Here is a 17,600-nt window from a genome sequence, read left to right on the forward strand (position 1 = left end):
CAGCCTTGTCGCAGCCTGCAACGCAATCTTCCCTATCTTTTTACCTTCGAGGGTTACCCTGATTGGAACATCCCCATACCACTAATCTGCTTGACGGCAGGTTCGCGGATTTGAAACGGAAATTGGGATGTCAGCAGGGGATGAAGAAGGAGAATAAGACAAGGTTTATTAAGGATTATTTCTCAATTAAATAAACGCAGAGCAGTAAATTTGTCCCTTACGCCAAAAAGCAACAGTATTAAAAAGAAAAAGAATTAAGAACAATTATCACTAGCTTTAGTTTTTTACCAAATGATATGATTATGATTCTTATTACTAATATTATCTTTTTTAACTACCATAAATTTAACTACCATAAAAAAGATAAACAAATCTTCTTGAATCTTGAATCATCATATCGGAAGGATCCTTACAAATGAAGAAAGCTTCAAATCCTGCATTCCGCCTGACCTTGCTCTCATTCGCATTGGCCAGCGGCTTTACCCACGCAGCCGAGGAAGTCAAAGAGCAAGCCACCAGCGCCACCCACCGCGTGACCACGAAAAGTATGGAAGAATCTACTTCAACGGATTTGAAAGACGTTTTGTTTGACGAACCTTCCATCAGTTTTGGTGGCGGCAACGGCCAATCACAGTGGGTAACCATCCGTGGCATGGGCCAAGACCAAATTGACTATAAAGTAGACGATACCTACACCGACAGCCAAATCTTCCACCACAACGGCCGCTTTATGCTTGACCCTGCTTTAGTGAAAGTCGTTGCCGTGCAAAAAGGTACAGGTTCTACCTCTGCAGGCATTGGCGCAACCAGTGGGGCGATTATTGCGGAAACCGTATAAGCACGCGATTTACTGCGCGAAGGTTAAAATGTAGGCTTCAAAGCAAACGCCGGCATTAGCAGTAATAAAGGCTATTCACGAGGTACCCGCGTTTATAGTCAGGCAGGTGGTTTTGATGCCTTGGTTTCCGGCAATTTTGTACGCGATAAAGAATATACTGCAGGTAACGGTTACCAAAACCTGCTTGGCAGCAATAAAGTATCACACAGCGGCTTGGGTTCGCGCGGGCTGCTCGGTAAAATCGGCTACCGTTTCAATGAAGACAACCACATTGAATTAAGCCACCGCCAAGAGAAACAATACGGTGAGCGGGCATTGCGCGAGGAATTTGACTTTTCACAAGTTTTCAAAACCGACCGCAGAACCGGTGAATCTATTCTAGATACAAACGGAAACCGTATCCCGAATACAGACAACAACCACCAACCACGTTACCGCACCCTGACCCAAGACACCACCAATTTGGAATTTAAAGGCGGCAATTTCGGCTTTATCGATAAAATTAAAACCAACGTTTACCGCTTAAATACTGCACGTGACGAAGGTACAGGCGATACTAAAATCAATACTTATGGTGCCAATCTGAATCTTGACAGCCGTTTGTTTGACCTCCACACTCTGAAGTATGGCGTCAACTGGCGCAGCCAGGAATCTTCTCCTGCCAACGGTATGGCAAACGAAAAAAAAACGTGATGCCGATGCCTATGTAGAAGGGTATTTGGGATTTCGAACCATTCACCGTTACGACCGGTTTGCGTTACGACCATTGGAAAATGCGTACCAACAGCGACACTGAAAATTCAGATGGTGATCTTAACCCAAGCGTGGGCGTGGTTTATGACATCACCCCTGATTTCTCGGTGAATGCCAGCCTGAACTATGCCACCCGCAGTCCTCGTTTGTATGAAGCTGCTTTGATTTCAAGGCGCACCATCACTTCTTCTCCTGACTTGAAAACCGAACGTTCACGCAACACCGAAATCGGTTTCAACTACCGTTGGAATTCAACACTGACTTTATCAGGCAGCTACTTCTGGCAAAATATTAAAGACGTACAAGCCATCAGGAATACCGGTTCAGCCTATGTTTGGTATAACGGCGGCACACTGAAAAACACTAGTTATGAACTGAATGCAGCTTACCGCTGGCACGGCCTGACAGCCCGTGCCGGTGTCGCTTACAGAAAACCTAAGCTTGACGGCAGTACTGCCGACATTGTTACCACCGCGATTCCCATAGGGCGTACATGGACAATCGGTTTATCTTACCAATTCAACCATCCTGATTTGGAAATCGGCTGGCGCGGCCGCTATGTACAAAACGCAGGTTACGCGTCGGCTTCACGCGGCTCTTATGTTGCGTCGGGCGTGGTACGTGCGGGATACGGCGTTAACGATATTTTTGCCAACTGGAAACCGACCGGCAAAGACGACTTAAACATCAACTTTTCCGTAAACAACGTGTTGGATAAAAACTACAAACCGCACAGCCAACGCGCCGGTGCCAATTCATTGCCTGAGCCAGGTCGTGATTTCCGCTTAGCGGTCAACTACCGCTTCTAATCCCCTATCAACCTGACGGTAAAGCCGCCTGAAAACGTTTTCAGACGGCCTCTTATCCGACATTTTAGACTCATCGCACTTTCACCCTCTTATCTCCATATAAAGGAACGCATATGAACAATCTGACCTCTTTATTTGCCACCGCATTAGGCATGGCTTCCGTTTCCGCCGTAGTGGCCAGTTTCGGTCATCAGCAAGATGTTTCGATTGACGGCTGTGCGTTGCAGTACTTTCTGCAAATTTGACGTCGCCAAACCGGGAAATCCGCGCAGTTTTGCGGTGGATGAGCGTTTCTTGGACAAAGAAGGCTTGAGATCTTCCAGAGGCCGTCTGAAAAACAGACCATCCTGTTCAGACGGCCTCACCTGATTATTTTCCCGGTTTCGTCCTGTCAGACGAGCTTGGCAAAACAGTCAAATTCGTGCGAAAATACAAAGAAAACCATTCTCATCATTGATACCGTTTCAAACCATTTGTTTTATTTTGCAATCTTACCCGTACCACACATTCATTTTTGGAGATTTTTTGATGTTACGTTTAACTTTCTTGGCCGCATGCTGCGCGCTGGCCTTAAGCGCATGTTCCCCCGAAAAAGAAGCCGCCCGGCCGGCTGCCCCTGCCGCTTCTGCTGTTTCTGCGATGCAAACCGAAGGTGCGGTTCTGACCGTGAAAACCACGCGCGGCGATGTACAAGTACCGCAAAATCCCGAGCGCGTAGCCGTATATGATTTGGGCATGGCCGATACGCTGCAAAAATTGGGCGTGCAAGCCGGCATGTCGGTTGCAAACACCAAAAACCTGTTGCCATACTTGGGCGATTACCTGAAAAACACCCAACCTGCCGGAACCTTGTTCGAACCTGACTTTGAAGCGTTGAACAGCTACAAACCGCAATTGATCATTATCGGCAGCCGTGCCGCTAAAGCCTTCGACCAGTTGAACACGATTGCACCGACCATCGAAATGACCGCCAAAACAGACAACATGAAAGAAAGCGCAAAAGAGCGTATTGATGCATTCGGTCAAATTTTCGGCAAGCAAACAGAGGCTGATACGTTGAAAGCGGAAATCGATGCTTCTTTTGATGCCGCCAAAAAAGCAGCCGAAGGCAAAGGTAACGGCTTGGTGATTATCGTCAACGGCGGCAAAATTTCAGCTTACGGTCCGACTTCACGCTTGGGTGGTTGGATTCACAAAGACATCGGCGTGCCTGCGGTGGACGAAGCCATCAAAGAAGGCCGCCACGGCCAGCCGATTACCTTTGAATACCTGAAAGAGAAAAATCCAGATTGGCTGTTTGTTCTTGACCGCGGCGCCGCCATCGGTGAAGAAGGCCAGGCGGCAAAAGATGTGTTGGATAATCCGTTGGTGGCCGAAACCAATGCTTGGAAAAAAGGCCAAGTGGTTTACTTGGTACCTGAGACTTATCTGGCTGCCGGCGGCGCGCAAGAATTGCTCAACGCCAGCAAACAGCTGACCGACGCATTCAATACTGCAAAATAAGCGCTTTTGATTGTTCAGACGGTCTTTGGCTTGCAGAGGCCGTCTGAACACATTTATGCGCTCCTTATTTTCAGACAGCCTTTGTCAGTAAGAGACAGCAGAATCAGTAAATAACCAAATAACCGGCACAAGCGGCCTGCTGCAGACCTTACACATCGTACGGCAGGGCACAGAGTCACTCCGTATCGGTTAGTCAGTGATTTGCGACAAAGGCCGTCTGAAAATAAAACAGCCCCCCCCTTAAATAAACCCATGTTCAAAAACCCTTTTTCCTTAAACCTTACAAGCATACTCGCTCTGATTGTACTGTTTTTCATCAGCCTGTCGGTGGGGGTAGCCAGTTTCAACTGGAAAAATCTGTTCGATATGTCCGACAGCATGCAGCTGATATGGGTGAGCCGCCTGCCGCGCACGTTTGCGATTGTGCTTACCGGCGCATCGATGGCGGTGGCCGGTATGATTATGCAGATTTTAATGCGCAACCGTTTTGTCGAGCCGTCGATGGTGGGGGCGAGCCAGAGCGCGTCTTTGGGTTTGCTGCTGATGGCTTTGCTTGCGCCTTCGGCCGCGTTGCTGGTAAAAATGTCGGCAGCTGCGGTGTCGGCGATGGTGGGGATGCTGGTGTTTATATCCTTAATCCGCCGCCTGCCGCCAACCGCGCAATTGATGGTGCCGCTGGTGGGGATTATTTTCGGCGGCGTGATTGAGTCGGTGGCGGTGTTTATCGCGTATGAAACCGATATGCTGCAAATGCTGACTGTGTGGCAGCAAGGCGATTTTTCCGGTGTGTTGCTCGGACGTTATGAATTGTTGTGGCTCACCGGTGCTTTGGCCGTGTTTGCCTATCTGATTGCCGACCAATTAACCATTATCGGCTTGGGGGAAACGGTAAGCGTGAACCTGGGGTTGAACCGCAACACGATTCTGTGGTCAGGTTTGATTACTGTCGCACTGATTACCTCGCTGGTGGTGGTGACGGTAGGCAGTATTCCGTTTATCGGTTTGGTCGTGCCCAACATCATCAGCCGCCTGATGGGCGACAAACTGCGCCAAAGTCTGCCGGCGGTGGCTTTGATGGGCGCATCGCTGGTGTTGTTGTGCGACATTGCCGGCCGCTTGGTGGTGTTTCCGTTTGAAATTCCGGTATCGGTGGTTTTCGGCGTGGTCGGTACGGTGTTATTCTTGGGTTTGTTGTTGAGAAAACCTGCCCATGCCGTCTGAAAACGTTCAGACGGCCTTGATAAAGAGACTAAGCATATGCAGTCCGATTGCCTGCTCCACATCGACAAGCATCATATCTGGCACCCTTACACGTCCATGACGGCGCCTTTACCGGTTTATCCTGTGGCGCGTGCCGATGGTGTGATGATTACACTTTCAGACGGCCGCCGCCTGATTGACGGCATGTCTTCATGGTGGGCTGCGCTGCACGGCTATAACCAGCCGCGTTTGAATGCGGCGGCGGCGGTGCAATTGGAAAAAATGAGCCACATTATGTTCGGCGGTTTGACCCACGAGCCTGCGGTGCGGCTGACGGAGCTGTTATTGAAGGTTCTGCCGCCGTCGTTGGATAAGGTTTTTTATGCAGACAGCGGCTCGGTGGCGGTAGAAGTGGCAATGAAAATGGCGCTGCAATATCAACAAGCCGCCGGCCGGCCCGAACGCAACCGTTTTGCTGCCATTCGTGCGGGCTACCATGGCGACACTTGGCATGCGATGTCGGTATGCGATCCGGTGACCGGTATGCACGGCTTGTTTGGCAGCAGCCTGCCGGTGCAGTATTTCCTGCCACAGCCCCCGGTCAAATTTGGCGGGCCGTGGCGTGATGAAGCGGTTGACCCGTTACACCGTCTTTTAGAAACGCACGGCCGTGAAATCGCCGCCCTGATTTTGGAACCGGTGGTACAAGGCGCGGGCGGTATGTATTTTTATTCGCCGGTTTATCTGCAAAAAGCACGCGAATTGTGTTCGGCACACGGCGTGCTACTGGTGTTTGACGAAATCGCCACCGGCTTCGGCCGCACGGGAAAACTGTTTGCAATGGAACATGCCGGCACCGTGCCCGATATTGTTTGTTTGGGTAAAGCGCTTACCGGCGGTTATCTCACGCTTTCGGCCACCGTGACCACAGAAAAAGTGGCCGATACCATATCATCAGGCGCGGCAGGTTGCTTTATGCACGGCCCTACTTTTATGGCCAACCCGCTTGCCTGCGCCGTCGCCGCCGAATCGGTTGCAATGCTGCTGGAAAGCCCGTGGCAGGAACGCATTGCCCGCATCGAAGCACAATTGCAGCAGGATTTGGCACTTGCGGCGGAATGGGATGCGGTGGAAGAAGTACGCGTTTTAGGAGCCATCGGCGTGATTGAAATGAAAGCGCCGGTCAACACGGCATCATTGCAGGCGCGGCTGGTGGCGCATGGCGTTTGGGTGCGGCCGTTTGGCAAACTGGTTTACCTGATGCCGCCGTTTATCATCACACCCGAAGAATTGGCACAATTAACCGGCGGCCTGCTGGCGGCCTTGGCGGAGGAATACAATGAAACACTTTAAACACGCACCCGAATTTATTTGGACACGGTTATACCGGGTTTTATAACTGATTAAATAATGACTACATTTGGCAGGTCGGATTCTTGAATCCGGCATTTGCTTAAAAAAATAAGGAAATCGTTTAAATTCAGGGTAAAGTTTGCAGAGCGCTTAAAGCCCGAGACCGTTTGCGCCGCCTGCCCGATTTGCCGCAACAAGGCCCGCCACATTGTTTCAGACGGCCTCAAACTGCTCAATTTATCGTCCAACGATTACCTCGGCTTGGCGCACGACGAAGCATTGCGGCACGCTTTTCCGGCAGGCAATCGTTTATCATCACACCCGAAGAATTGGCACAATTAACCGGCGGCCTGCTGGCGGCCTTGGCGGAGGAATACAATGGAACACTTTAAACACGCACTCGAAGCGCTTAAAGCCCGAGACCGTTTGCGCCGCCTGCCCGATTTGCCGCAACAAGGCCGCCACATTGTTTCAGACGGCCTCAAACTGCTCAATTTATCGTCCAACGATTACCTCGGCTTGGCGCACGACGAAACATTGCGGCACGCTTTTCTGGCAAGCGATACCTGCCGTGAGCTGCCTTGGTCGTCATCGTCATCACGGCTGCTGACCGGCGGCTTGCCGATTTACCATGAGCTGGAAGCGCTTCTGGCCATGCGCTATCAGCATGAAGCCGCGCTGCTGTTCAACAGTGGTTATCACGCCAACATCGGTATTCTGCCCGCGCTGGCGGATAAAAAAACCCTGATTTTGGCCGACAAGCTGGTGCATGCCAGCCTGATTGACGGCATACGCTTAAGCGATGCCGATTACCTGCGCTACCGCCACAATGATTATGCCCAGCTCGAACGGCTGCTCGAACAACGTGCCGCCGATTACCGCTGCATCATCATCGTAACCGAAAGCCTGTTCAGCATGGATGGCGACATGGCCGACCTGCCGCATTTGGTGCACCTGAAAAAACGCTACGGCCATGTAATGCTTTATGTTGACGAAGCCCATGCCGTCGGCGCATACGGCCACACCGGCTTAGGCCTGGCCGAAGTGCAAGGCTGCGTGGCCGATATCGACATCCTGACCGGCACATTCGGGAAAGCCTTGGCGTCGGTAGGCGCATTTGCCGTGTGCAGCAGTCTGATAAAAGACTACCTGACCAACCACATGAGGCCGTTGATTTTCTCTACCGCCCTGCCGCCGGTGAATATTGCGTGGACACATTTTCTGTTCCGGCAATTGCCCGGAATGGGCGCGCGCAGAGAACATTTGGCCAAACTGAGCCGCCGCCTGCATGATGCCGTGCAAACGCATTATCCGTCGCCGGTGACTGCGGCGGCGCACAGCCACATTATTCCGTGTGTGCTGGGCAGCAACGAAGCTGCGGTAAAACAGGCACAAGAATGGCAGCAGCAAGGTTATTACTGCCTGCCGATTCGCCCGCCGACCATCCCGCCAGACAGCGCACGCGTGCGGCTGTCGCTCACAGCCGATATCAGCGACGACGAATTGGACGGGTTTATCGATACTTTTACGCCGCCAACCCACTATAGCGGATAACATTTAAATTAGGGAAGCATGATTCCTCCCGACCACACCGCCGTACTGTACTGTCTGCATCGCCGATTTCGGGTAGAAAAGCGCCTATACAAGGCAAAAAGCGCAGCAAACGGCTTTCATGCCGATAAAGATGCCGCATGATGAAATGACGACACACCCTAATTTAAACATCATCCGCTATAATCTGTCACACCACACAGGCCGTCTGAAACATTCGTCAAATAGAACACCCCACCATGCACACCCGATTGATTTCCCGCCCTGAAGCGGATACCCTTTTGGTTTATTTCGCCGGCTGGGGCACCCCCGACCGTGTGGCAGAAACATGCGCACCACCGCATGCCGATATTTTATTGTGCAGCGATTACCGCGACACAGCGTTACACTTTGATTTCGGCAGCTACAGCCGCATCGGCGTATTGGCATGGTCGATGGGCGTATGGATCGCCGAACGCGCCATGCAAGGCATCAACCCCGACTGGGCGGTTGCCGTCAACGGCACAGGCTTGCCCTACGACGACCAATTCGGCATTCCCCGCACCGTGTTCGACCAAACTTTAGAGCGCTTTGATGAACGCAACCGCGCCAAATTCGAGCAACGCATGTGTGCCGATGCCGACAGCCTGGCACATTACCGCCGGCTTGACGGCCACCGCAGCCACCGCAGCCTGCATGAAGAACTGCGCTTTCTCCATCAGGCCGCACAAGCCGACCGCCGCACCGGTTTGCTCAATTGGCACGAAGCACGGATAGGCTCGCGCGACCGCATTATTCCGGCCGCCAACCAGTCGGCCTACTGGCAATCGCGCTGCCCGATTACCGAATTTGACGGCGGCCACTACCCGTACAGGCATTGGCCGCATTGGGATTTGGCAAAATGATGCCCGACAAACAGCGCATCGCCGCACGTTTTGCCGCCGCCGTGCCCCATTACAACCACCATGCCGGCGCGCAACGGATGATTCACAACGAATTGGACCGGCTGCTCGCCTGCCATGCGCCCAAACATGTGGCCAAAATATTGGAAATCGGCTGCGGTACCGGCTTATTCAGCCGCATGCTGGCACAGCGTTTCCCGCAGGCGAAGCTGGTTTTAAATGATTTAAACGCCGCCTGCGTCCCCGATTGGCAGCACGACAGGCCGTCTGAAACGGAATACCGTTTCGGTGATGCCGAACAAATCGATTTAGGCAGCGGCTACAATATCATTGCTTCCGCTTCCGCGCTGCAATGGCTGGAAAATCCTACGGCTTTTGTAAAACGTGCGGCGCAGATGCTGGTTTCAGACGGCCTGTTGGTGTTTAACACCTTCACGCCCGACAATCTGCACCCCATCCGCACCCTGACCGGCAGCGGCCTGCATTATCCGACGCAGGCGGAATGGACGGATTGGTTAAACCGAGACTATGACATCATCTCGCTTGAGCAACGCACGATTACACTCGTTTTCGACAGCCCGCGTGACGTATTGCGCCACCTGCAATATACCGGCGTCACCGCGACCAATGCCGATTTCGTATGGACGAAACAACGTTTGCAGGCATTTGAAGCACAATACCGCGACCACCATGTCCTGCCCGACAGCCGCGTCGGCTTGGACTACACACCGCTTTATGTGGCCGCCCGCAAAAAACCGACCACTTGCCGCCTACCGTTTAAGGCCGCCTGAAACTTCAAAGGCCGACGGCAAAGGAATTGAGGCTGAAGCAGATTAGCAGTCATGCCAGACGGCAAAAATGAAGATAACCAATTGCAAATTAACAAAGAATGCCCAAAGAAAACTTCTCCGGTTTTTCGTACCGGAAGCCACAGCCCGTGCAGCCGCTGATATTCTGGGTATCCAACCCGGTTGGGCTATGTTGTCCTACCGCAAAACCTGCCGGGTGACAGCCTGTCATTTGGCGCAGGAAGCCGGCGGGGTTTTCAGAGGCCTTACCGGGCCGGACGGGGGTTATTTCGGCGGTCGGCGTAAGGGTAAACGCGGTCGTGTGGCAGCAGGGAAAGCGGCGGTATCCGGCATCTTAAAGCGGCAGGGAAAGGTTGGTACCGCCGTTGTGGGAATAACGGAAAGGATGCCTTATTTCCGGTTATCAAACAGCAAACAACACCTGACGGCATTGTTTATACCGGTAGTGACAGGGGCTGTGGCGTGCTTGATGCGGGGCAGGTTCGGGCATCAGCGCATCAACCGTTCACAGTTTTTTGCAGACCGTCAAAACCCTATCGGCGGCATTGGAAATTGTTGGAACCGGGCGAAGTGCGTCTTGCGCAAATACAATGGGGTTGGCCGTAAACCTTTCCCGCTGTCCTTGAAAGAATGCGGGTTCCGCTTTAACTTTGATACCCCGTCCGAGCAGCTTGAAATGCTGCGGAAATGGTGTGGTGTTTAGTGCCACCCTATGTCAGCCCCAAGGAATTTTATGGGAAAAATATTATTTATCAGCGGCATCGACACCGATGTCGGCAAAACCATTGCCACCGGCGTATTGGCCAAGCAATTGGCCGCAAAAGGCCACAGCGTCATCACCCAAAAAATGGTGCAAACCGGCTGCACAGGGCTGTCGGCCGATTTACAGGTGCACCGCCGTATTCAAGGCATCGACTGGCTGCCCGAAGACCTCGACGGTACGACCTGCCCTTATGTCTTCGCACATCCGTGTTCACCCCATTTGGCGGCCGCTTTGGAACAACGCAAAATTGACGACCGGCGCATCACCGCCGCCACCGCGCAACTGGCCGCGCATTATGATTATGTACTGCTCGAAGGCGCAGGCGGTTTGGCTGTGCCTTATTGTGACAATGCCACCACGCTGGATTACATCACCCGACAGGGTTACCCGGTGGTATTGGTCACCTCCGCCAAACTCGGCAGCATCAACCATACGCTATTGAGTCTGGCGGCCTGCAAAATGCACGGCATTGTATTAGATACCCTGATTTACAACCATTATCCATGCAGCGATGAAGTGATTAAAGAAGATACCCGCCGCTATTTGCGCGCGCATTTGACCACCCATTTTCAGCAGGCGAAATGGCTGGATTTGGCCTTTACCGAATGGTAAACCATGTTTTTCAGACGGCCTCAAACCCATATTGGCGATTAACCGCACACCCCACCGATTAGACCGATTTTCATGAACACGCCTACCGTTCCCACCCAACACGCAGCCGGCTCCAAAACACTGTGGCTCGCTTTTGCTGCACTCATCGGCTGCTGCGCCCTGTTTTTGACCTACAACGTCAACGGCAATTGGGATTTCGCCCTGCCCTTGCGCCTGACCAAGCTGGCCGCCCTGCTGCTGGTCGCCTATGCCGTCGGCGTGTCCACCTTATTGTTCCAAACACTGACCAACAACCCGATTCTCACACCGTCGATACTCGGTTTTGACGCGCTGTATGTATTTTTGCAGACGTTGCTGGTGTTTGTATTGGGCGGCGTCGGCTTCACCTCACTGCCGGTATTGGGCAAATTTTCGCTGGAATTGGTTTTAATGATGGGCGGTTCGATGCTGCTGTTTGCCACCTTGATGAAACAAGGCGGACGCGATTTGGCGCGCATGATTCTGATTGGCGTGATTTTCGGCATTCTGTTCCGCAGCTTGGCTTCGCTGTTGCAGCGCATGATTGATCCCGAAGAATTCGCCGTGGCGCAAGCCTACACGTTTGCATCATTCAACAGCGTCAATCCTCAATTGATTAGTATAGGCGCAGTGGTACTGCTGGCCAGCGTGGTGTTTATCTGGCGCGAACGCCACCGCCTCGATGTGTATATGCTCGGGCGCGACCAAGCGGTTAATTTGGGCATCAACTATTCACGCAACACGCTTTGGCTGCTGCTGTGGATTGCCGCGCTGGTCGCCACCGCCACCGCCGTGGTCGGCCCTGTGAGCTTCTTCGGCCTGTTGGTGGTCGCGTTGGCCAACCATTTCTCACCCAATATAAAACACGCCGTTCGTCTGCCGGTGACGTTTTGCACTGCCGGCATTTTACTGGTCGGCGGCCAAACTTTGTTCGAGCATTTCTTGGGCATGCAGGCCGTATTGAGCGTAGTAGTCGAATTCGCCGGCGGCTTGGTGTTTTTATATTTGATTTTGAAGAAAAAACCCTGATTTCCCCTTCAGGCCATCTGAAACATATTCCCTTTCAGACAGCCTGATAAAACGAAAGGCAACATCATGCAAACAAACCGTTTTCCCGAATTTTTCCAGAAAGCCCCTGTGTTGCGGGTGCGAGACCCGTTGGCCGAATTTCTCGGCGCGGCAGAACAAGGCTTTATTGAATACCGCTATGAAGACGCAGTCAAACTGTGCGGCCATTCCTGCCCCACCGTGGCCGGTGCGTATCTGATGGTCGTGAAAGGTTTGCAAGCCATATACGGCGAAGCTATTCCGCAACGCGGTGACATTGAAGCCGCCATGCAAGGGCAACGCGACGAAGGTACCACCGGCGTAACCGCTGCCGTGGTGCAACTGCTTACCGGTGCCGCACCTGAAACCGGATTCGGCGGCATCGGCCCGCAAAGCCGCTTTGCCCGCCGTAATTTGCTGCAATTTGGCGCCGACATCAACGGCACTTTATCGCTGCGCCGCAAAGACACCGACCAAACCGTCAGCGTACGCCTTAACGGCCACCTGTCGCCCTTTGCCGAAGAAATGCGCGCCCTCATGCCCAAAGCCGTCAGCGGTACCGCCACACCTGAAGAACGCCGCCGTTTCGGCGAACTGTGGCAAGCGCGTGTCAAAGCCTTTCTGATTGATTTAGCTGATGACCCTACATTTGTTGAAATTGAAAAAATTTGATTTCATTTAAGAACGCAAACTAACTTTCAGACGGCCTGATGATCTGTCCGCCAACCGATAACCCAAACGCGCCAACACCATGATTACCATCCAAAATGTCAGCCACAAAATCGGCAACAACCTTATCTTAAACGACGTATCCCTTGAGATTCCGCAAGGCGGTATTACCGCGCTGATTGGCCCCAACGGCGCGGGAAAATCGACACTCTTGTCGTTTATGGCGCGTTTGCAGCCGTTGACGCAGGGCAAAATCAGTTATAACGGCCAAGACATCACCACCACGCCGACCGCCGAACTGGCCAAAACATTGTCGATTCTGACGCAGGAAAACAGCATCATGAGCCGCATTACCGTACGCGATTTGCTGATGTTCGGGCGTTATCCGTACCACCAAGGCAGGCCGTCCGAACACTGCAAAGCGATTGTGGAAAAAGCGCTGCAACAATTCCAGCTTGAGCCGTTTGCCGACCGCTATTTGACCGAATTGTCCGGCGGCCAACGCCAACGTGCGATGATTGCAATGGTGTTCTGCCAAAGCACCGATTACGTATTGCTTGACGAGCCTTTAAACAATCTCGACATGTACCACGCCCGCTCGCTGATGCAGCTTTTGCAGCACCTGACCCACGAACACCGGCGCACGACCGTTGTGGTGTTGCACGACATCAACCAAGCCGCGGCTTATGCGGATTATGTGGTGGCAATGAAAAACGGCCAAGTCGCGCTGAAAGGTACGCCGAACGATGTGTTCAACAAGGAAAATATTTTGAATTTGTTCGATATGGATGTGGATGTATTGGACTATGAAGGGAAAAAATTGGTGGTGCATCACGTTTGATGCGGATAAAACCGTCAGGGCCGTCTGAAAAGTTTCAGACGGCCCTGATTTTATTTAAAAAACTGCCCGCAGCAAGCCTTAAATTTTTTATCCGGACCACAGATACACGGCTGCTTCATAGCCGGCAGCAGCACGGTCGGATCGATGAAATACCAACGACCGCCAATCTTCACAAAGGCAGACAATTCATGGTGATGCCGCACTTCTCCCCCATTCTGAAAATGCGCGATAAATTCTACCTGCGCATGGTTTTTACCGATGTCGGGCACATGATTTAATACGTCCAAACCCAGCCATTCGGTTTCACGGCTCCACGTCAGCATATCGGCGGCATCCAATAGTTCCTGCTGCGACGGAACAGTCGTTTTCACAATATAACCAATATCTTGAAAAACATAAGCACTGTAACGCGAGCGCATAAGCTCTTCGGCGAAAGAAGGAAATTTCTGTTGCACATGAAACAGTTGGCAACAATCGGCATAGGCACGTTGCGATTGGCACGGACAAACCTGCATATCGGGCATACGGGTTTTCCAAATGAGAATGAATCAAATTATATAACAAAATCAATATGTAGAAACTTTCAAAGCCGATTTTCTGATAAAATACCATCTTTCGGTTTTGCATTTGATATTTGAACACCATGACTGCCACAGTACAAGGTCTGAACCGTTTGTTGCCGCAAACCCAATGCCGCGAGTGCGGTTATGAAGGCTGCCTGCCTTATGCCGAAGCCCTTGCCCGCGACGATGCACCGGTCAATTTATGCGCGCCGGGCGGCGAAACGGTGATGCGTGACATTGCCAACCTGCTCGGCAAAGCCCCCCTGGCACCTGCCAAAATCCAAGCGAAGGCTTTGGCATGGATTGATGAGGCCGTCTGCATCGGCTGCACCGCCTGCATTCGTGCCTGTCCGGTCGATGCAATTATGGGCGCACACAAATTGATGCACACCGTCATCGCAGACGAGTGTACCGGCTGCGGCTTGTGTGTCACACCATGTCCGGTCGATTGCATTTATATGCAGCCTGTCGAAAGCGATTTTCTGCCCTTGGCACGCGCCGCACACGAAAGTGATGCGCGCTTTGCCGCTGCGGAACACGCCAAAAGCCGTTTTGAATGGCATGAAACACGCAAAGCACGCGATGCCGCCGAGTGCAAAGCCAAGTTAGCCGAACGCGAAGCCGCCACCAAAGCCAGGCTGCAAGCAGCCGCCGAAACGGCGCAACCGGTTCAAACAGTCACCAAACCGGTGTTCAATCCAATGGATTTAATTGCCAAAGCCATGGCCAGAGCGCAAGAACAGCAAACCCAACTGGCCACCGCCCACAACCACAGAGACTTCAAAGCCAAACAAGTCGAAGAAGCCAAACAACGTGCCATGTTGCGCTGCGCACAACGCAACATGAAATACGGCAGCGAAGAAGAAAAAGCCGCCGCATTGGCTTATTTGCGCCAATACAAGGCTGAGCAGGAAGCGAAAAAATCCGCCAAACGCAAAGCCAAACAAATGCGCACGCAGCAACCATAACACCCAGGCCGTCCGAATATTATTTTTCAGACGGCCTGTATGTATTTCCCTACAACGGAATCCCGCCATGCCCCCCAACCTTGTCAACCAACTTCCCCTACCTGTTTACCCCATTGACCACGACCGTGCCGATTACGCCTTGTCAAAAAACCGTTTAAGCGATTATTTCATCCGCAATCCTATCTTATTCCAACGCGCGCTCGAACCACAATTCACCGCGCATGCCGTGCAGATGGCAGCGCATGCCTGCGACTTGTGGTTCGACACGTGGACCAACCCCGACAGCAGACGCACTGTTTTAGTAGTCGCCAATAAAGACGTAATGCCGCTTAAAGCCATGTTCCAGCGCACTTTAAACAATCAAAGCGTGATTGCCGCTTTATTGCACCGCAGTTAGGCATGCCCGGGCCGTCTGAAATATCCGATTCGGCTTATTTTCAGACAGCCTTTTGTCCCTTAATGTAGTGATTATTGCCTTTAAAAATCATTTTAAAATAAACATATGTAATCATTCATTTTTCTATCTTTCATGTTAAGCATCAATCTTTAAAATATCATAGCTCAAATATAAAAAATATAAGCATATCCACCTAATAAATATTAATTTGGAATAAAATTCCAGAATACACCGTCTTGTTGTCACTGTTCGAAGTGTTTTGTTTTCACTCAATTCAATAAAATATTAATTACATCATACTACAGATTCTGCTATAATCCTGCCCAGAAATTTCCCACCAACCCAGACACCCAATAAAGAGGACAAACTATGGGCATTAAAGTCGCCATCAACGGTTATGGCCGCATCGGCCGTCAAGTATTACGCACCATCTACGATTACAACCTGCAAAACCGGCTCGAAATCGTCGCCGTCAACGCCAGCGGCAGCTTGGAAACCAACGCCCACCTGACCAAATTCGATACCGTACACGGCCGTTTCAACGCCGATGTCGATCACGATGCCACCCATTTGACCGTCAACGGCCGCAAAATCCCTTACTTCTCCACCCGCAATCCGGCCGAACTGCCTTGGAAAGACTTAGGCGTAGATTTGGTGATGGAATGCACCGGCGCATTTACCAGCAAACCCAAAGCCACCGTACACTTGGAAAGCGGTGCGAAAAAAGTATTGATTTCCGCGCCGGGGGAAGCCGACGTAGATGCCACCGTGGTTTACGGCGTGAACGACGATATACTCACCACCGACATGACTGTGGTTTCCAACGCTTCCTGCACCACCAACTGTTTAGCACCGATGGCCAAAGTATTGAGCAGAAGCATCGGCATTGTGAAAGGCGTAATGACCACCATCCACGCCCTGACCAACGACCAAACCGTGACCGACGTGCGCCACAAAGACCTGCGCCGCGCCCGCAGCGGTGTGGAAAACATGATTCCGACCAAAACCGGCGCCGCCAAAGCCGTGGGTTTGGTATTGCCTGACTTGAAAGGAAAACTTGACGGTTTGGCCATCCGCGTGCCGACCGTCAACGTTTCCTTGGTTGACCTGAGCTTCCAAGCCAGCCGCGAAACCACCGCGGAAGAAATCAACGAATTGATGAAAACCGCTTCGGAAGAAGGCCGTCTGAAAGGGGTGTTGGGTTACAACACCCTGCCGCTGGTTTCGATGGACTTCAACCACACCAGCCAAGCCAGCAACTTTGATGCCACCCTGACCAAAGTCGTTGACGGCAACATGGTGAAAGTGTTCGCATGGTATGACAACGAATGGGGCTTCAGCTGCCAAATGCTGCGCACCGCTATGCATATGTTTGATTTGAATGTGGCCGCGTTTGATTGACACTTTAAGCAAAATCTATAATTAAAGGCCGTCTGAAAAGTTTCACAGAAATCTATTGATTTCGTCTTGAAACCTGTTTAGACGGCCTTTAATTATAGATTTTTTGGGGTTAGGAAACAAAATCACCAAGAAATTTGGCTATCTCCTGATATGAAATTAAAAAACAAGTATCAAAAGTTCGGCAAAATTTCAGAGCAGAAATTCAGCGCAATAATCCGCTGTTTCGCGCTTAAATTAACCGCTTCCGATACCGCCAAAATGACTGGCATCAGTGTCCGGCCTACCTGAAGGGTTACATCCTTATACGGACACCAAATACACCCCTGTCCGGCATTGTCGAATCAGACGGGTCTTAGACGTATCAAGGACGGGCGCAGTGCTTCGGGGGATTCCATTGTCTTCGGAAGATTGAAACGTAACGGCGTTCTCAGGTTTCCATCGCAAGTGAACAACTTTCCAAAAGAACAGACCAGTATTCGGCAGCAGACCGCTTCCCGACAAGAAAGACTGCCATCCGCTACACACACCTGACCCGGGAACAAAAATACGGCATTTGCCCGGAATACCGCAAGCCGTCTCAAAGCAGCAGTACCCCCACCACCGTCAAGCGTGAATCGGACAGAT

At 51.8% G+C, this 17,600-nt stretch carries 16 protein-coding genes and 3 pseudogenes; 18 read left to right on the forward strand and 1 reads right to left on the reverse strand.

Translation table 11 applies throughout. From position 1 onward, the window contains the following. Positions 1-415 precede the first annotated feature (415 nt). The 14 genes and pseudogenes from C7N83_RS16760 (at position 416) to C7N83_RS08650 (ending at position 13,647) form a co-directional block, all read left to right on the forward strand. Positions 416-2,400: pseudogene (locus C7N83_RS16760) on the forward strand (TonB-dependent receptor domain-containing protein). 113 nt (positions 2,401-2,513) lie between these two features. After that, positions 2,514-2,645, forward strand: coding sequence for a hypothetical protein (locus C7N83_RS16625; RefSeq protein ID WP_281256759.1), 132 nt, complete (start codon positions 2,514-2,516; stop codon positions 2,643-2,645). Between the two features lie 283 nt (positions 2,646-2,928). Next, a complete protein-coding gene (locus C7N83_RS08595; RefSeq protein ID WP_106742052.1) occupies positions 2,929-3,903 on the forward strand; it encodes a siderophore ABC transporter substrate-binding protein in 975 nt (324 codons plus the stop codon). A 252-nt stretch (positions 3,904-4,155) separates the two neighbouring features. Next, positions 4,156-5,124: an ABC transporter permease gene (locus C7N83_RS08600; RefSeq protein WP_106742029.1), complete on the forward strand. Its 969-nt coding sequence runs from the start codon at positions 4,156-4,158 to the stop codon at positions 5,122-5,124. A gap of 36 nt (positions 5,125-5,160) precedes the next feature. Further along, positions 5,161-6,456 (forward strand): adenosylmethionine--8-amino-7-oxononanoate transaminase, encoded by a 1,296-nt coding sequence (bioA, locus tag C7N83_RS08605; RefSeq protein WP_106742031.1) that lies wholly within the window; start codon positions 5,161-5,163, stop codon positions 6,454-6,456. A gap of 167 nt (positions 6,457-6,623) precedes the next feature. Then, on the forward strand, positions 6,624-6,848 hold the full coding sequence (locus tag C7N83_RS08610) for a hypothetical protein (protein WP_106742032.1): 225 nt from the start codon (positions 6,624-6,626) through the stop codon (positions 6,846-6,848). Continuing rightward, on the forward strand, positions 6,835-8,010 hold the full coding sequence (locus tag C7N83_RS08615) for an aminotransferase class I/II-fold pyridoxal phosphate-dependent enzyme (RefSeq protein ID WP_106742034.1): 1,176 nt from the start codon (positions 6,835-6,837) through the stop codon (positions 8,008-8,010). The genes C7N83_RS08610 and C7N83_RS08615 overlap by 14 nt, the downstream gene beginning before the upstream one ends. Positions 8,011-8,246: 236 nt before the next feature. Further along, complete coding sequence (locus C7N83_RS08620) at positions 8,247-8,891, forward strand: DUF452 family protein (RefSeq protein WP_106742035.1); 645 nt, start codon at positions 8,247-8,249, stop codon at positions 8,889-8,891. Then, a complete protein-coding gene (gene bioC, locus C7N83_RS08625) occupies positions 8,888-9,679 on the forward strand; it encodes a malonyl-ACP O-methyltransferase BioC (RefSeq protein WP_106742037.1) in 792 nt (263 codons plus the stop codon). The genes C7N83_RS08620 and bioC overlap by 4 nt, the downstream gene beginning before the upstream one ends. 67 nt (positions 9,680-9,746) lie before the next feature. Further along, positions 9,747-10,400 (forward strand): annotated as a pseudogene (locus C7N83_RS08630) (IS1595 family transposase). 30 nt (positions 10,401-10,430) lie between these two features. After that, positions 10,431-11,072 carry a dethiobiotin synthase gene (gene bioD / locus C7N83_RS08635; protein ID WP_106742038.1) on the forward strand — a complete coding sequence of 214 codons (642 nt, stop codon included), beginning with the start codon at positions 10,431-10,433 and terminating at the stop codon, positions 11,070-11,072. Between the two features lie 72 nt (positions 11,073-11,144). Continuing rightward, a complete protein-coding gene (locus tag C7N83_RS08640; RefSeq protein WP_106742040.1) occupies positions 11,145-12,119 on the forward strand; it encodes an iron chelate uptake ABC transporter family permease subunit in 975 nt (324 codons plus the stop codon). Between the two features lie 66 nt (positions 12,120-12,185). Beyond that, entirely contained in the window at positions 12,186-12,809 is a 624-nt protein-coding gene (locus C7N83_RS08645; RefSeq protein ID WP_106742042.1) for an FmdE family protein, read from the forward strand. 79 nt (positions 12,810-12,888) lie between these two features. Then, on the forward strand, positions 12,889-13,647 hold the full coding sequence (locus tag C7N83_RS08650; RefSeq protein WP_106742044.1) for an iron ABC transporter ATP-binding protein: 759 nt from the start codon (positions 12,889-12,891) through the stop codon (positions 13,645-13,647). Positions 13,648-13,697: 50 nt separating this feature from the next. Here the strand turns inward: C7N83_RS08650 and C7N83_RS08655 are convergent, their stop codons facing one another. Beyond that, positions 13,698-14,171, reverse strand: a complete 474-nt coding sequence (locus tag C7N83_RS08655) for a YchJ family protein (RefSeq protein ID WP_106742045.1) — start codon at positions 14,169-14,171, stop codon at positions 13,698-13,700. Between the two features lie 119 nt (positions 14,172-14,290). On the opposite strand from C7N83_RS08655, the gene C7N83_RS08660 reads away from it, so the two are divergent. From C7N83_RS08660 to C7N83_RS16075, 4 genes and pseudogenes are all read left to right on the forward strand, one after another. After that, positions 14,291-15,178, forward strand: a complete 888-nt coding sequence (locus C7N83_RS08660; RefSeq protein WP_106742047.1) for an RnfABCDGE type electron transport complex subunit B — start codon at positions 14,291-14,293, stop codon at positions 15,176-15,178. Between the two features lie 67 nt (positions 15,179-15,245). Then, a complete protein-coding gene (locus C7N83_RS08665; RefSeq protein ID WP_106742049.1) occupies positions 15,246-15,575 on the forward strand; it encodes a hypothetical protein in 330 nt (109 codons plus the stop codon). 369 nt (positions 15,576-15,944) lie between these two features. Further along, on the forward strand, positions 15,945-16,976 hold the full coding sequence (gene gap / locus C7N83_RS08670) for a type I glyceraldehyde-3-phosphate dehydrogenase (RefSeq protein ID WP_106742050.1): 1,032 nt from the start codon (positions 15,945-15,947) through the stop codon (positions 16,974-16,976). 150 nt (positions 16,977-17,126) lie between these two features. Continuing rightward, positions 17,127-17,405, forward strand: a pseudogene (locus C7N83_RS16075) (IS1595 family transposase); the annotation flags it as partial. Positions 17,406-17,600: the final 195 nt, after the last annotated feature.

It is taken from the genome of Neisseria iguanae (genome assembly GCF_003013245.1).
In the GTDB taxonomy this organism is placed as follows: domain Bacteria; phylum Pseudomonadota; class Gammaproteobacteria; order Burkholderiales; family Neisseriaceae; genus Neisseria; species Neisseria iguanae.

Bases quoted from the DNA above. Each gene is read 5' to 3' on its own strand.
- C7N83_RS08620 (WP_106742035.1), top strand. From the start codon at position 8,247: ATGCACACCCGATTGATTTCCCGCCCTGAAGCGGATACCCTTTTGGTT.
- C7N83_RS08655 (WP_106742045.1), bottom strand. From the start codon at position 14,171: ATGCCCGATATGCAGGTTTGTCCGTGCCAATCGCAACGTGCCTATGCC.
- C7N83_RS08640 (WP_106742040.1), top strand. From the start codon at position 11,145: ATGAACACGCCTACCGTTCCCACCCAACACGCAGCCGGCTCCAAAACA.
- gap (WP_106742050.1), top strand. From the start codon at position 15,945: ATGGGCATTAAAGTCGCCATCAACGGTTATGGCCGCATCGGCCGTCAA.
- bioC (WP_106742037.1), top strand. From the start codon at position 8,888: ATGATGCCCGACAAACAGCGCATCGCCGCACGTTTTGCCGCCGCCGTG.
- C7N83_RS08595 (WP_106742052.1), top strand. From the start codon at position 2,929: ATGTTACGTTTAACTTTCTTGGCCGCATGCTGCGCGCTGGCCTTAAGC.
- C7N83_RS08650 (WP_106742044.1), top strand. From the start codon at position 12,889: ATGATTACCATCCAAAATGTCAGCCACAAAATCGGCAACAACCTTATC.
- C7N83_RS08615 (WP_106742034.1), top strand. From the start codon at position 6,835: ATGGAACACTTTAAACACGCACTCGAAGCGCTTAAAGCCCGAGACCGT.
- C7N83_RS16625 (WP_281256759.1), top strand. From the start codon at position 2,514: ATGAACAATCTGACCTCTTTATTTGCCACCGCATTAGGCATGGCTTCC.
- bioD (WP_106742038.1), top strand. From the start codon at position 10,431: ATGGGAAAAATATTATTTATCAGCGGCATCGACACCGATGTCGGCAAA.
- C7N83_RS08600 (WP_106742029.1), top strand. From the start codon at position 4,156: ATGTTCAAAAACCCTTTTTCCTTAAACCTTACAAGCATACTCGCTCTG.
- C7N83_RS08665 (WP_106742049.1), top strand. From the start codon at position 15,246: ATGCCCCCCAACCTTGTCAACCAACTTCCCCTACCTGTTTACCCCATT.
- C7N83_RS08660 (WP_106742047.1), top strand. From the start codon at position 14,291: ATGACTGCCACAGTACAAGGTCTGAACCGTTTGTTGCCGCAAACCCAA.
- bioA (WP_106742031.1), top strand. From the start codon at position 5,161: ATGCAGTCCGATTGCCTGCTCCACATCGACAAGCATCATATCTGGCAC.
- C7N83_RS08645 (WP_106742042.1), top strand. From the start codon at position 12,186: ATGCAAACAAACCGTTTTCCCGAATTTTTCCAGAAAGCCCCTGTGTTG.